17 protein-coding genes are annotated in these 14,414 nt (G+C 46.6%); 7 read left to right on the forward strand and 10 right to left on the reverse strand.

From position 1 onward, the window contains the following. Window positions 1-293: 293 nt before the first annotated feature. The 8 genes from MKX46_RS13285 to MKX46_RS13320 all read right to left on the reverse strand — a co-directional run bounded on the left by MKX46_RS13285 (window position 294) and on the right by MKX46_RS13320 (window position 9,049). Complete coding sequence (locus tag MKX46_RS13285) at window positions 294-770, reverse strand: glutathione peroxidase (protein ID WP_069010036.1); 477 nt, start codon at window positions 768-770, stop codon at window positions 294-296. Window positions 771-857: 87 nt separating this feature from the next. After that, the gene (locus MKX46_RS13290) at window positions 858-1,661 is read right to left on the reverse strand and encodes a (2Fe-2S)-binding protein (protein WP_340933475.1); all 804 of its coding nucleotides are present in this window, start codon (window positions 1,659-1,661) and stop codon (window positions 858-860) included. Window positions 1,662-1,673: 12 nt separating this feature from the next. Continuing rightward, a complete protein-coding gene (locus tag MKX46_RS13295) occupies window positions 1,674-2,567 on the reverse strand; it encodes an ABC transporter ATP-binding protein (RefSeq protein ID WP_029518547.1) in 894 nt (297 codons plus the stop codon). 232 nt (window positions 2,568-2,799) lie between these two features. Further along, window positions 2,800-3,819: an LLM class flavin-dependent oxidoreductase gene (locus MKX46_RS13300; protein ID WP_209947776.1), complete on the reverse strand. Its 1,020-nt coding sequence runs from the start codon at window positions 3,817-3,819 to the stop codon at window positions 2,800-2,802. Window positions 3,820-3,923: 104 nt separating this feature from the next. After that, window positions 3,924-5,087: an AI-2E family transporter gene (locus MKX46_RS13305; RefSeq protein WP_069010039.1), complete on the reverse strand. Its 1,164-nt coding sequence runs from the start codon at window positions 5,085-5,087 to the stop codon at window positions 3,924-3,926. A gap of 150 nt (window positions 5,088-5,237) precedes the next feature. After that, entirely contained in the window at window positions 5,238-6,251 is a 1,014-nt protein-coding gene (locus MKX46_RS13310; RefSeq protein WP_013312376.1) for an LCP family protein, read from the reverse strand. Between the two features lie 91 nt (window positions 6,252-6,342). Continuing rightward, window positions 6,343-7,245, reverse strand: coding sequence for a cation diffusion facilitator family transporter (locus MKX46_RS13315; RefSeq protein WP_029518550.1), 903 nt, complete (start codon window positions 7,243-7,245; stop codon window positions 6,343-6,345). A 157-nt stretch (window positions 7,246-7,402) separates the two neighbouring features. Continuing rightward, window positions 7,403-9,049: a DEAD/DEAH box helicase gene (locus MKX46_RS13320; RefSeq protein WP_341071313.1), complete on the reverse strand. Its 1,647-nt coding sequence runs from the start codon at window positions 9,047-9,049 to the stop codon at window positions 7,403-7,405. A 335-nt stretch (window positions 9,050-9,384) separates the two neighbouring features. Between MKX46_RS13320 and MKX46_RS13325 the strand changes: the two genes are divergently transcribed. The 7 genes from MKX46_RS13325 to MKX46_RS13355 all read left to right on the forward strand — a co-directional run bounded on the left by MKX46_RS13325 (window position 9,385) and on the right by MKX46_RS13355 (window position 13,494). Beyond that, a complete protein-coding gene (locus tag MKX46_RS13325; protein ID WP_069010041.1) occupies window positions 9,385-10,002 on the forward strand; it encodes a hypothetical protein in 618 nt (205 codons plus the stop codon). A gap of 39 nt (window positions 10,003-10,041) precedes the next feature. Beyond that, window positions 10,042-10,686 carry an immunity 50 family protein gene (locus MKX46_RS13330; RefSeq protein ID WP_069010042.1) on the forward strand — a complete coding sequence of 215 codons (645 nt, stop codon included), beginning with the start codon at window positions 10,042-10,044 and terminating at the stop codon, window positions 10,684-10,686. Further along, the gene (locus MKX46_RS13335; RefSeq protein WP_069010043.1) at window positions 10,679-11,086 is read left to right on the forward strand and encodes a hypothetical protein; all 408 of its coding nucleotides are present in this window, start codon (window positions 10,679-10,681) and stop codon (window positions 11,084-11,086) included. The genes MKX46_RS13330 and MKX46_RS13335 overlap by 8 nt, the downstream gene beginning before the upstream one ends. A gap of 178 nt (window positions 11,087-11,264) precedes the next feature. Continuing rightward, the gene (locus tag MKX46_RS13340; protein WP_069010044.1) at window positions 11,265-11,894 is read left to right on the forward strand and encodes a hypothetical protein; all 630 of its coding nucleotides are present in this window, start codon (window positions 11,265-11,267) and stop codon (window positions 11,892-11,894) included. 82 nt (window positions 11,895-11,976) lie between these two features. After that, complete coding sequence (locus tag MKX46_RS13345; protein ID WP_081317503.1) at window positions 11,977-12,504, forward strand: SMI1/KNR4 family protein; 528 nt, start codon at window positions 11,977-11,979, stop codon at window positions 12,502-12,504. After that, window positions 12,488-13,048 carry a hypothetical protein gene (locus MKX46_RS13350; RefSeq protein ID WP_069010045.1) on the forward strand — a complete coding sequence of 187 codons (561 nt, stop codon included), beginning with the start codon at window positions 12,488-12,490 and terminating at the stop codon, window positions 13,046-13,048. Before MKX46_RS13345 ends, MKX46_RS13350 begins: the two co-directional genes overlap by 17 nt. A 2-nt stretch (window positions 13,049-13,050) precedes the next feature. After that, a complete protein-coding gene (locus tag MKX46_RS13355) occupies window positions 13,051-13,494 on the forward strand; it encodes an immunity 26/phosphotriesterase HocA family protein (RefSeq protein ID WP_069010046.1) in 444 nt (147 codons plus the stop codon). A gap of 61 nt (window positions 13,495-13,555) precedes the next feature. On the opposite strand, the gene MKX46_RS13360 is transcribed toward MKX46_RS13355, so the two are convergent. Next, complete coding sequence (locus MKX46_RS13360) at window positions 13,556-14,095, reverse strand: hypothetical protein (RefSeq protein ID WP_029518560.1); 540 nt, start codon at window positions 14,093-14,095, stop codon at window positions 13,556-13,558. 213 nt (window positions 14,096-14,308) lie between these two features. Next, window positions 14,309-14,410: a putative holin-like toxin gene (locus MKX46_RS25595; protein WP_219728090.1), complete on the reverse strand. Its 102-nt coding sequence runs from the start codon at window positions 14,408-14,410 to the stop codon at window positions 14,309-14,311. Window positions 14,411-14,414 lie beyond the last annotated feature (4 nt).

Raw genomic sequence — 14,414 nt, forward strand, 5'->3', positions numbered from 1 at the left:
TGCACTTATTATAGTGTGATATTTTTCACATTACAATAGCTTTTTGTGATATTCATAATTTGTCCACATTTAAAAAAGAAAGGATATACGAGATCAACTGTTTGCTGAAATGTTTTTTTGCTCCATTCAGTTTCCCCTGTAGGCGGCCTGATTATGCCCATGGAATCGACTTTCACATGATGCTCCCACCTTAGACAAATGCACATGTAGAGAACAAAAAAAGGTCCGCTTCCCGGAGACATGCCGGAAATCAGACCTTTTTAAACATATATTTTGGAATGAAGGCAAAGCTACTATAGCAATTGCTCAATGGCTGCTTTCATCGCTTCTGGTGACTCCTTCGGTTCAAAACGACCCACAGGTACACCTTCACGATTCACAATGAATTTCGTAAAATTCCACTGAATTGTCCCATCTTCCTGTTCTCCAGGCTGTTGCTTTTTCAAATATTCAAACAGAGGCGCTGTATCCGGTCCATTGACGTCCACTTTGGCGAATACCGGGAAATTAACCCCGTAATTCAGTTGGCAAAATTCAGCCGCTTCCTCGCTGCTGCCCGGCTCCTGACCGCCAAATTGGTTGCAAGGAAAGCCTAATACAACTAATCCCCGATCCTTATATTCGTCATAAAGCTTTTGCAAATCCCCATATTGCGGGGTAAGTCCGCATTTACTGGCGGTATTCGCAATAACCAGCACCTTACCAGCGTAAGTATTCAGAGAAACCTCCTGATTCGCTGGTGTTACGGCATTATGTGAATAGACAGACATACAGCATCCTCCTTCGTGTCACTTGGTTTAGGTTACATAACCTATTTTAACCAAAAGGTGACGGACATGCCAACATCCACAGAGACTTTACCGTGATGCCACCACTTCGAGTCTGCGTTCTTCACGTTCGGAAGCGGACATTTTGGGGCAAGTATAACAATACCGCTGACCTCCACCTGTCTTGTAATATTGGCAACAGGACGGTTTCATGTAGGTATTTTCACCAGGGCGGTAAGGATTGTCCAATTCAACGAGACGAACCGTAAACGGATTTCTTTTACGCCCAAATATCTCTCCCTCAAGTTCACGTGTCACATACATATAATCTTGTTCAAAGCGCTCCACATCCTGAGGATCAGTCAACGATGGCTGTACTCTATCCTTAAAATACAGCAATGCCAACGGAAACTGTCCCCACATTTGGCCGATAGATGCGCTCCCCACGGTAGCAATTGCTTCCAACATGGGCCGCATCTGCAAACTGTAAAAGTCTCGTAACACTTGCTGAGCCTGTTTGGAAGAACGGTGATCCCCATTGTTCCACGTATTGTCCAGCTCTGTTAAGTCGATGACCTGAAGACTAATAGAGGGATATTGACCTTCATAACAAATATGAAATCTGAGATTAGAAACGGACAGGTCCCAACGGCGTTCACACAGTGATACCATAAAATGCTGCGCAAACACGAGGCCACGCAACTGGTTCGCAAAGTAAACGGCTGCGGTTAAATCGTCTTCAGCACGCAGAAGATCGCCATAATACTCCATCACAGAGCGGATCTTATCTGGTTCAAGCCATTCGGCCACTGGCCCGGAATATACAGCATCCTCCGGCGTGACTCTCACTATGTTTGCTAGTTGCTCAAGCTGATCGTAATCCAGTGGTTTCATGGTATGTCCCCTTTAACCTCTTGCCGCTACTTGTGCTCTAGCATCACGTCGCTCAGCAACAGAACCCACAGGTTGCTTATCTTCCACATTCATTTCTTTTATGGCTTGGCTTACCGCAGGCTGTCCAGCCAAAGCATACGGAAGACAGAGCGGTACACCTGTACGAGGATCTGTTACAATATCAGCCTCAATCCCGAACACTTCACGCAGCACATCAGGGGACATAACCTCAGTTGGAGTTCCTACCGCCTCAGCTTTCCCTTTTTTGATTGCAATCATATGCTGAGCATACCGGGCCGCATGGTTCAAATCGTGCACGACCATAACAATGGTGCGCTCCTCCGAAGTATTTAGATACTCCAGCAAATGCAGCACTTCCAGTTGATGCGCCATATCTAAAAATGTCGTCGGCTCATCCAGAAATAAAATATCCGTATCCTGCGCAAGTGCCATAGCAATCCAGGCACGCTGACGCTGACCGCCAGAAAGCTGATCAATCGGACGATCGTGGAACTCGCTCATTCCCGTTACTTGAATGGCCCACTCTACCATTTTGCGATCTTCCGCTTTCATGGAACCAAAACCTTTTTGATAAGGAAAACGTCCGTAAGATACCAGTTCCGTCACGGTTAATCCTTCCGGTGCAGTCGGATTTTGCGGCAAAATAGCCAGCTGCTTAGCTACTTCCCGGGTGGATTGCTTATGAATGGATTTACCGTCAAGCAGAACACTGCCGCCCTTAGGATTCATGATGCGAGCCATCGTCTTCAGAATGGTGGACTTGCCAGAACCATTTGCGCCTACCAAGGCTGTGATTTTCCCTTGCGGTATTTCTACGTTCAGATCTTCTACAATCAATCGATCTTCATAAGCAATATCCAGATTTGCCGTTTTCAGACGAAACATGTGGAATCATCCCTTTCCCTTATCCAATATATATAGTCACGGGCTTAACGCACGACTTTCATCAAAACTTCATTCTATCTTTATATAATAAAGATATTGATAATCATTATCAAGTGTTAACTGGTTTATTTCCTATATCATACAGTGCATATCATCCAATATTTTCTCAAAAAATTCAAAAAAAAGATCACAGCTCCTTGAAGCTGTGATCTTTCAAATCCGGCGAATTGCATTATGACTGTACAGAACACAGTCCAAGTACTTCGGCCATGAGACGTATAGATTTCATTTTGGCATCAAAGTCATGAATAATGCTCGCAACCATGATCTCCTGTGCATTATAGTCCTTACTTAATTGCTCAATCTGACGCTTCACCTGTTCGGGCGAACCGACCACCATACGTTTGCGATTCTCACGTATCCGCATCCGGTCAAACGGCGTATACGGATACGCCAGTGCCTTTTCCACGGAAGGTGTTCCAGCGGAGCGCATTCCCTGCTCTAATAGTACAAGAGACAAGTCCATGCTGGAAGCCAAGCGATTGGCCTCCTCTTCGGTATCCGCACAGATCGCAAATACGGCAACAAGCGAACGTGGTTGGTCACTATGCTGGGAAGGCTGGAAGCTTTCCTGGTATTCCTTCATAGCCCCTGTGCCGCCTTCACCATTAATGAACTGTGCAAACGCAAAGCCCACGCCACGCTCGGCTGCCAGACCTGCGCTATCACCACTGGAGCCGAGCAACCACATTTCCGGTACAGTTTCTATAAGCGGCATCGCCTGTAGCGAACCGAAACGGTGATTATTGCCTGTGCTGTCATGTAAATAAGCTAACAGGTCATCCAACTGCTCAGGGTATAGATCTACACCCCCTCGCATTTTGCCTTCTTGCAGGGCTCTGGTAGCAATGGGCATTCCTCCAGGCGCCCGTCCCAGACCTAAATCAATGCGTCCCGGATACAATCCCTCCAACACACGAAAGTTTTCCGCTACTTTATAAGCGCTGTAATGAGGCAGCATCACCCCACCCGACCCCACTCGAATGGCCCGAGTACGGGCGGCCAGATGTGAAATCAGTACCTCCGGGCTGGACCCAGCGAGATTTGCTGCAGAATGATGCTCTGATACCCAAAAGCGATGATAACCCAAGCGTTCCGCCTCTATAGCAAGCTCAGCGGTCTTTTGTAATGCCTGCGCATGCGTCATGCCTTCCGATACCGGAGATTGGTCAAGAATGCTGAGTTTTATCATAAAAGTCTGACCTTTCTATTTGGGAATAAGGATAGACATTAATTATAGCACGCGTAGCCACAGTTACCCAAGAGGGGCCCCTATCAATTTTATAGTGGAAAAGTTTATTTTTCGTAAAGACTTGCGTTCCCTTTATCCGCCTCATAGAGATGCGAACGCTTTTTAAAGAAACTATACAAATGTGTAACGATTACTTTCAAGACAGCATACCCCGGAACCGCCAGTACAATTCCCACCACACCAAACAAATTGCCTGCGGTCAGAATAACGAAGATAATCGTGATCGGATGTACCCGAAGAGATTTGCCCATAATTTGTGGAGAAATTAATTTACCCTCAATGAGCTGTACGACTGTCCACACGATAACCATCTTGAGCAGCATAATCGGTGAGGTAACCAAGGCTACAATTAACGCAGGTGTAATGGCAATGACGGGACCTAAGTAGGGGACAACGCTCGTAAAGGATGCAATGACTGCAAGCGTCAAAGAGTAGTCTAATCCAATGATTAGGTAACCAATATACAACAGCGCCCCAATACAGAAGCTGACAATAATCTGCCCACGAATATAGGAACTGACCTGATGATTCATCTCGGTCATAATGCGATCTGTTTCTTTACGAAACATAGGCGGGAGCATTTTCAGGATAAACTGTGGTAGCTTGTGTCCATCTTTTAGCAAGTAGAACAGAATAAATGGAACCGTGGCAATCGCAAGTACCGTTTCTGTAACCACGCCCAAAAAGCTGCCCACACCCGTCCATGCATTATTAATAAAGCTAGATAACTTTTCAGAAGCTTTGGAGGCCAGCTCAGATGGATTAATTTGAATCGTGTTCTGGAACTGGTTTACAAAATCGCTGCCGATCAGTTTCTCGAATTGTCGTTGTACTTGCTCGCTATAGGCAGGGAAATTTTGAATAAGCCCCTGTATTTGATCACGGATCACAGGCACCACCGATGTAACCACAATCGCAATAACCCCTATAATAAGCAAAAACAATACAACAATGGAGTATACTCGTTTCACCTTGTTACGCTCCAGTACATCAACCAACGGGTTGAACAGATAGTACAACACGCCGGATAATATAACAGGGAGAATGATCGTTTTTAACAGCACTATGACAGGTGTGAATATGTATGAAATTTTGGTAAGAACCAAGATATTCAAGCCGATCAGCAGCAGTACCAGCAGGAATAACACAAACTTGTTGTTCAGAAAAAACTTCTTGAATCGGTCTTTCCATGCCGGAGTTATTTCCACACCACATTCCCCTTCTCTTTACACAAATGAGTATACGTTCTTCATAGATACGATATATTTTTGGGACAAAATATACAAGGTTATACCCAAATAAACACAAAAGCAAACAAAGTTGTACGTCATCGTACGAACTTCGCTTGCTTTCGAGGGTTATGGAGTATCATTTATCGTGGTTGCAGCATCCACCGTCGTGGTCACAGGTTTGTTCTCCTGTTCAAAAAGATTCTGTATGAAGCGCTTGAGCTTTCTTTCGTCTACACCCAATACCTGCGCACCCTTAATGGTTTCCCCGCGCACCAATTCATTCGGCGGGATTTGCTGCTTCGCTACTGTTGTTGCATCGATATTAAAGCCCAATGAAGCCAATTGCAGCATTTCCGTAGTACTCAGATTCGTTTCAATATAAGGAGAAATGCTATTTAAAATACTCGGCAGTTTGATTAGAGATGAGGTTGACTGAATTTTACCGCCAAGCTCAGTAATGAATTTGCGTTGCCGCTCCGTACGCGTAAAATCGGAAGTCGCATCATGACGGAAGCGTACATATTGCAAGGCTGTTTTACCGTCCATGTGCTGCATTCCCTTTTTCAAATCAATATCAAACTGGTGTTTATCCGCCTTGGAGGTATAATGCATATCTTTTTCGACATCCAGGTCAATACCACCCACAGAATCAACCAGCGCAATAAAACCATTGAAATCAGTATATACATAATATTGAATTGGTATGCCCAGCAGGTCGCTCACGGTCTGTCTGGTCAAATCCGGTCCCCCGTAGGAAAAGGCAGCATTCAATCGACTTTGCCCATGACCTGGGATATTGACGTAGGTATCACGAAGAATCGACATCAGTGTAGCCTTTTTCGTAACCGGATCAATAGAAGCAACCATAACGGAGTCAGAACGCCCTGAATCCTCTCCACGGGAGTCGCCGCCTAGCAGCAGAATATTCACTCTTTCTGTCCCATCCCATTCCGGTGGGAGCGATACCTCTACAGGTTGTACATTGGTTTGAGTTTGTGCCTGCGGTTTGAATTTCGAATCCTGTCCGGAAGCAACTGAAATTTGATTCGTAAAATGATATATAGAATACGTATAATATCCGCCCACTAAAAGAACCGCCGCAGTCACAGAAATGCCTAACCATTTTAAAAATTTTCGCATATTTTCGGGTAACCTCGCTTTTATTCATCATCGTTCGGCTTTTAAAAGCATACCCTTCCTGCAAGTTATCTGTCAATTCGCGCCGTCTGTTCTAGTGGTCGTCCGCATACCATGGATTCAAATGGACAAGCACCTCATAAACCCGCGGTTCCCGCTTCATGACAGCCCCCTTAATCAGTCGAATAATATCGTGTCCCTGCTGAATCGTCAAAGAGGCATCCACTGAAGCGCGGATATCCACGATAATATAATGGCCGTGCTCACGGGCACGGATACGGTCAATACGTTGAACCTCGGCTACACTCAGTGCGGCTGCGGCGTAGCTCTCAATTTCCTCCGTTGCAATCGCCTTTTCCATAAGCACATCTATGGATTCACGGCCCATTTCCCACGCCAATTTCAGAACTAGCAATGCCACTACGAATCCCGCAATAGGGTCACCGTAAGATAAGATTGAAATGCCCCAGTGCTCCCCAATCAGCCCCAATCCGATACCCAGTACAGCAGCCCCAGAGGCGTACACATCAGCGAGATGATCTTTTGCCGTTGCAATAAGACCCTGACTATTGGCCGCTCTCCCGATACGAATCGTGTAGATATACAGCCACTGTTTCCAGAGCAAGGAAATAATGGCGGCCACCAATGCCAGTATATGCTCCTGTGGCATCGGTTCGAACAGTGCTGCAATCGAATGATAGCCGATGAATATACCCGCTCCAAACAATATGACCGCCACCACGCTTGCACCGATCACTTCTGCCTTGCCGTGACCATAAGGATGGTCCTCATCCGGCGGCTGGCTAGATATGCGCATCGCCCCCAGTGCCGTTGCAGAGGCAATCACGTCCCCAGCATTATGCACACCATCGGCTACCAGCACCTTGCTGTTGAACATAAGTCCTGTAATAATCTTAATGCCGGTTAATAGGATGTTGCTAATCAGGCTGATCCATGCTGAGACCATGGCGCGCTTGCCCATATCCTGTTCCTGCATGATGTATAACCCCTCCAAATTTATCTTTTGAATTTATCTTATGGCGCTGCTCTTTCAGCGGTATGGATGAAGATTACAATAGCCCCGGAAGATGAGCCTCCCCGGGGCTATTATGATAACCATAGTGGAGCATTCTATGAGAATACTCCTATTTTATCTATCTGGACCGTCCGCGACGGCCTCCTTGTCCTTGACCACCACGCGGGCCGCCTTTGGCTTGTCCACCGCGGCCACCTTGGCCTCCGCGCGCAGAACCACTGCTGCTGCGGTCATACCCACCGCGCTCGCTGCTTTGTCCTGCCGAGCGACCTTGGCCTCCTCGTGCGGAACCGCCGCTGCTGCGGTCATATCCACCGCGCTCGCTGCTTTGCCCTGCCGAGCGACCTTGGCCTCCACGTGCAGAACCGCCGCTACTACGGTCATACCCGCCACGCTCGCTGCTTTGTCCCGCCGAGCGACCTTGGCCTCCTCGTGCGGAACCGCTGCTGCGGTCATATCCGCTGCGCTCGTTACTGCCGCGGCTAGAGCGACGTTCGCCGCCTGCACTGTCACGACGGCCCGCCTGTTCGCGGCCGCTGCCCCGGCGTCCACCGCCGGAGTCGTTGCCACCGTAGGAACGGCGGTCGTTTCTGCCCGAACGGCGTTCTCGACCCTGCCGATCAGCCGTATCGGAAGCAGGTCTACGCTGTCCGCCGCCCTCACTGCTGGTGAATGTGACACCAGCAACTTTCTGGATGTTCCGAAGCTCTGGAATATCCCTTGGCGTAGCGAGCGTCACCGCCACGCCTTTGCCTCCGGCACGGCCGGTACGCCCGATGCGGTGGATGTAGCTTTCGGCATCCTGCGGCATGTCGTAGTTGAAGACATGCGTGACGCCTTCTACATCCAGGCCGCGTGCAGCTACATCAGTCGCTACGAGCAATTGGAGTTTCGCTTCACGAAACGCCTTCATCACTTGCTCCCGCTTGTTCTGGGACAAATCCCCGTGAAGCTCACCGCTCTGAAAGCCCATTTCTTGCAGCTCTTCGTTCAGTTTGGCAGCCCGGCGCTTCGTACGGCAGAAAATAACAGCCAAGTACGGACGATCCGTATTCAGCATATCCACCAATGCCTGTTGCTTACCCCGGTCTGTTGTTTGCACAACGACCTGACGGATTTGGCTCACCGGAACGGAAGAAGCGGATTTCACTTTGACATCTACAGGTTCGTTCATATATACACGAGCCAGTTTGCGAATACCGGCTGGCATCGTAGCGGAGAACAGCATCGTCTGTCTCCGGTAAGGAACTTCCTGAAGAATCGTCTCCACATCGTTCAAAAAGCCCATGTGTAACATTTGATCGGCTTCATCCAGGACCAGCATTTTAATGCCGCCTAGATCCAGCGTGCCACGTCTCAGGTGATCCAGCAGTCGCCCAGGTGTCCCAATAATCAGTTGTGCGCCACCTTTCAGTTTACGAAGCTGACGCTCCACGTCCTGTCCTCCGTAAACAGCTAGTAGAGATAAACTCGGCTCCGCAGCAGCCAAGCATTTAGCTTCCTCTGTAATCTGGAGTGCCAATTCACGCGTAGGTGCAATCACAAGCGCCTGCGGGTGCCGCTTGTCCAAATTCAGCTTTTGTAAAATCGGCAGTAAAAACGCAAGCGTCTTTCCGGTTCCCGTATGTGCCTCGGCAATCACATCCTGACCTTCCATCAGCAGTGGAATCGACTCCTGCTGTACAGGAGTTGGAGATGAAATCCCCTGTTCTTTCAAGGCTTCTACCCAATGCTGCTCTACGCCTAATGCTGCAAAATTCTTCAAGTGGTATTCACTTCCCTTATCTGTATTCAATATGTGTCACGTAAAATAGGTTCATGTGCCATATGACATCTATCGTTCCATAGTTCAGAATTCCCATTTTTGTATCGGTTCTCATTCTACCCTTTTCAGGAAGGGAGCTTATCCGTTATCGTTGAATCTGTTCATGTAACCAACATACGGCCGCAATGCGGCTCAGGACCGTTCCATGTATGACTTTCCTAGTATACGCGAAGTTGAACTGGTTTCCAAACGATTTTAATGAACAGGACCACAGTCTATATAAAAGGTGAATTCGATCTTCATGTCATATATTATGGTATAAGAATTGGTAATTCATGAATAAAGGATGGATGCTTGTGGTTAACAACTTGCATTATAATTTTATAATGACCGGTTCCTTGTCGGAGAAGCACACTTTGTTTGCTGAAGAGTGCTTTGCTAACCTGTTCGATTGTTTTGAAACGTTCCTGAATATATCAGGAATCCGCAATACCCGTGTGTCTATCTATCAATCCACGAAAGCCAAACACGGTAAGATTCGCTGGGACAAGCAGGAGTTGCTTCGTATTGTAACCAATGATGAATTGACTCCTTTGATGCTGGTTATAGAGGCGCCTAGTATCAAATCGTCCTATAACAAAGGGACGACGCCGGAAGTGTACATTCTTTTGTCCAATGACCCCATGTCCCAATCATCCAATAATTGCGGCATACTCGTTTCGATCCGTCAGGACGTTTATGAACGTATCAACCAAACAATCGTCGAAGACGTTATGATGCAGCTCAGCCAGTGGATAAAGGCAAACAAAATGTTACATAGCTCGCGCAACTTTTATGCTGGCAGTAAAGCACGCGCCATTATGGATATTCTTCCATTTATGCTCGAACAGGATACCCCGGATATGAAGTATGTTTTTCAATCGTGGACTCCGTTCCCTTTACCACACACTTAAACAATCCGTCATACTATTAACCCCAGGAGGCTGCAATTTATGCAAATTCAAGTTCAAAAGGTTGAAAAAAAAGAGAACGAATATCTCATTCATTATCAAGCCGGGGGAGCGTTGCCGTTCGTTCCGCATGATATTGTTCTGATCCATGGCAAACAGTATTTTATAGGCACGATTTTGAAAGTAGAGCCGGAACAGGCCCTTGTCCGTATTAATCCGGAATATGAAGACCAACTGGCAGGGTCCATCGGACTGGAGCTGGCTTTCTCTCCAACTGTTTCTATTCAAGGTGCAGACAGCATTGTCGAAAAGCTTGGCTATTTCCCTCCCTTTCATTATGACCGAATTACAGCTGCTAATATGACGAAAGACCAGATTACGCTGACGATTGAGCTATCCTACGCTAGCGTGCTTGTCCCTAAATCACCGGATCTGGAGCCTTCAACTGAGGCACCTGTAATCCCTGAAGCTCCAGCAAAAGACGTCCCACGCTATGCAGTAACTTTTACATTTCTGGAAACTAAAGAGCATGTATTAAGCCCTGTAGAAACAGAAAATATCATTTTGCAACTTGACTTCCGTTATGAAGAGGCTGATATGGTCGTTGACATCGATGCCTTGTCGGGGCTGTCAGGCAGCTTTCTGTGCAGAGGCATCCGTGCAGAGATTACGGAACTTCATGAATAAACAAGAAGCCCGTGAGCTGTTGCGCTGTCATTCTTTTATCCATGATGATCTGGAGCATCCCAAAATGCGAAGCGGATTTTTAGGGATGCTTCGCCCCTTCCAAGGCGAACTGATCGAGGACAATTTTCATGAACTCATGACTATCATTGAAGTTCTGGCAGATGAGTTGGAGAAACCATCCATAGAACGAGAGTTGATTGCCGCACTGTGGGGGATTTGCCAATATACACGGGCATGGGCGTTGCATCCTGATGGTATGCTGCAGCGAAATCATCTGCTGACCGTAGAGCAGATCAACACCCTCGACGATTGGATTGATACGATCTCCTATGCGGTTATGGTGCTGCTGGAGGGTGGCGGACCGGAAGAAGCTTTATCGAGCTACAGACATGAGAGTTGATCCGTAGTGATACATATATCTTAGTCAAGGGGGCCGCTTTTGCATTGCTTCGCGCACATAAAAGCATGCCTTTCGCACAACATGCTCTGAAACAATTAGTAGAGCATGAGGAATTCCGTGTATCTGCCAAACGGGAGCTTTCCACATAATCGACAACCAAAGGAGAATCACTCTACTTATGCGTGTAAGAATATTTATATTCATATTAATTATCGGAATTATATGTGTGCCTGCGTATTTTATTATGAGCAGCTTTGGATTATTTCAAAATGAAAAGGTGCTTGTACATTACAAGCTTGCCATTGAGGTAAAGGATAAAAAGTATGATGCCTGGCCTTTAATCAGTAGCTATGCCGCTATAGATAAAAGAGGGGACAGTCGTCAGCTCTACTACCAGGCGGAGGGCTCAGGCTTAGAGTATCTGTTTCAGCTAGCCTATGGACAATATGAACTCCGAACCTCCAAGGAAAATCCTTTCCTCGACGGGGGAATCCACTACACCATGGACCACCCTGAGTATGTGCGTGAGGAAAAGCAGTATGAGAATGCTAACGACTACACGGAATTAACCCATTTTTATAATCAGCATGAACGGATGATTTATACCTATAATCCCGAAGCCAAGCTCGATAAAACATACGTCCGTTCCATCATCACCGCTGGGATGACTCGCACAACTGGTAATTCAAGCCGTCCGGTTAAGGATGACTATATCAATATCAGTAAGCTGTTTAAGGATAAGCTGGGAGTGAATGTGAAGGTAGATGTGGATGAGAACAACAAAATCGTTACCCTATCGATGACATAATCTCACAGTGATGCACCGCTGCGTCGTCTCATTTCCAAAAAAGAGATCTATGGTTTACTAGAATCAAGGGGGCTGGTTGTTGATGTCATTCGCAATTGAATCAGGGCTTTTGCCTGCCCAGATCGCAGCATTGGAGGAACAGATACAGCGTATATTGCCCGCTGGCTATAAACGTTTTCTTTCACAATATAACGGATTTTATGTAGCCGCCCCTTTTTATTGCAATGTGCCCTTCGATCGAGTGGATAACGGAGACATTGATTTGACTTGTTTTTTCGGATATGAGGTATCCAACAAAAATCATGACCTTCTAGCGATTAATGATGAATTTCTGGATGAAATCAATCATGTCGAGAGCGCTTTGTTGATTGGTGCAGATGCGGGCGACAATTTTTACGTTCTGACATGTAAGCAATACACCCCGTATGTGTACTACTGGGACCGCACACATCTTCATGCTTATGATGACAAACTGAACTATGATATTGCAGAGCAGGACGAATGCGGACATTTGTATCTGGTGGCAACAGACTTTACAACGTTTTTTAATCAGGTAATTGAACGACTCAACGAGCAGAAAGGAAGGCCTAATGATGACAGAAATACATAATGCTAAGCAGGGACCGGCTTATTTGGAGGGTTGGGTTGTACCCGAAAACCCTGAGGCATGGGTCGAGCAGGAGTGGACAGGTACGCTTCGTTCACAGGCAGGACATACGAAATTCCACATTTTTTATTACGGAGAACTTATGGACGAGCTGATCACTGGTACTGAATTTGCACCCCAACTCATTATTGCAGAAGATGCAGTCACAGGTGAACAGATCGTGATTTTTGACGGAACCCGCCATGGTTACGATGCTCTGCTATGCGAAGTTTATACCAAGGAGCAGCAGAACAATCGCACTCCCCTGCTGCCCTATCTGGACGAAGATGGTGAAGATACTTTCGAGGTAAGCGTAACTGCCTTTTATAATGTTGATTGGGATGACGAGTTTGCAGACGATGTAGATGAGAATGGGCAGTTAGAGCTGATCAATGGCGAACGATGCGATTTTGAAGATGCGAAGCGGAACGGCTATGATGCGATCAGCATTACGATTACCAGCGCTAAAGGTCTAAAAACAGAGATCCTTCAGGAAGAGCTGGCCTGACGATGGTGTTCAAAAGAATCAAACATCAGGAAGGCGATATTTTTGTTATCCCCCTGCATGACGGCCGATTTGCGGTATGTCAGGTGATCTGCGCACTGTATGGTAGATTCAAAAAAGCGTTCTCCTTCGGGGTTCTATCCATAGGCCAGAATCAAGCGTACGAGGGAGAAACGACATATCTTCCGTTCACAAATTATCGCGGCCGATTTGAAGTTATATTCACCGCCACCCAAAATCTGACGAAAGGAGTATGGCCCATTATCGATCATCGCCCTCTTTCCGAGGAACAACAGCAGCTAAAATATTTTAATTGCGCGGGCCATCTATACTGTGGGGATGAATATATACGCAATCTGGAACTGGAAGAATATAATCAATATACGGTAATGGGCGTGGCTGGATATGAGTTGGTACAGCAATATTTAGCCCAATATGATGACCGCTAGGAAGAATAGCAGCACAAATAACCACCTTGAAGTTTGAATGCCAAGGTGGTTATTTGACCTGTTAAAAGGGTTCAAACGTATATGGGAATGATGTACGCTCTGTCCCCAATACCGACTTCACGCGCTCTTCATCCACCAACGCTTCGACGAGGCTATACAAATCCGAGGCTGCATACCGAAAATTGCCCCATGTGCGCAGATTCAAAGCATAGATTGGGAATTCCCCCCGTTCATCAGGCGATTGAATATCCCAGATCAGCAAGTCATCCTCTTCACTGGAAGCGAAAGGGACCGCATGCTCCAAAAGCTCCGGAAAACCATCTGGCTCCAGCGCCGCTTCTTGTAAAACCTCTTCTGATTCCAGCAAATCATCAAACCAAGCCCGCCAATCATGATAACGATGAAGCCATGAATCCGGGTGATCGCCAAGAGGAATATGAATGTTCCATAAGCCGCATAGTCGCCCGTAACCAAGAGTTTTGACATAATCTATATAAGAAGGCGGAAAGCCCATACCATTTTCAAAACGATGCTCTATTAGAAAAGCCTCATCATAGTAAGCCTGGAATTGCGGACGCTGTAGTCCTGTAAAAATGCTCATGCTCGCCCTCTCCTTTCGCGCATCTTTATTCACCTTTTCGCTCTTAGGCACATTGAAAAGGTCTTTTTCAAGTGTTAAAATGGGAATAAGATGTATATTCTAAAAAAGAGTGAAGATGCGTCAACATCCTCACTCTTTGGCAACAGCCGCTTTTAAGGGCGGTGGCTGCAAGTTCACGGTATTCGAAATAGACCGGTTCCTACCACGGGCGGTCTATTTCTTTTTATGGAAGGAAAGAATCAGAATCACCAACGTTGCGAATTGAATCATCAACATTAAGGTGTCTTTAACCTCCACAGGCCTCACCTCCCTCACAGGA

The organism is Paenibacillus sp. FSL P4-0113, assembly GCF_038009305.1.
GTDB classification, from domain to species: domain Bacteria; phylum Bacillota; class Bacilli; order Paenibacillales; family Paenibacillaceae; genus Paenibacillus; species Paenibacillus polymyxa_D.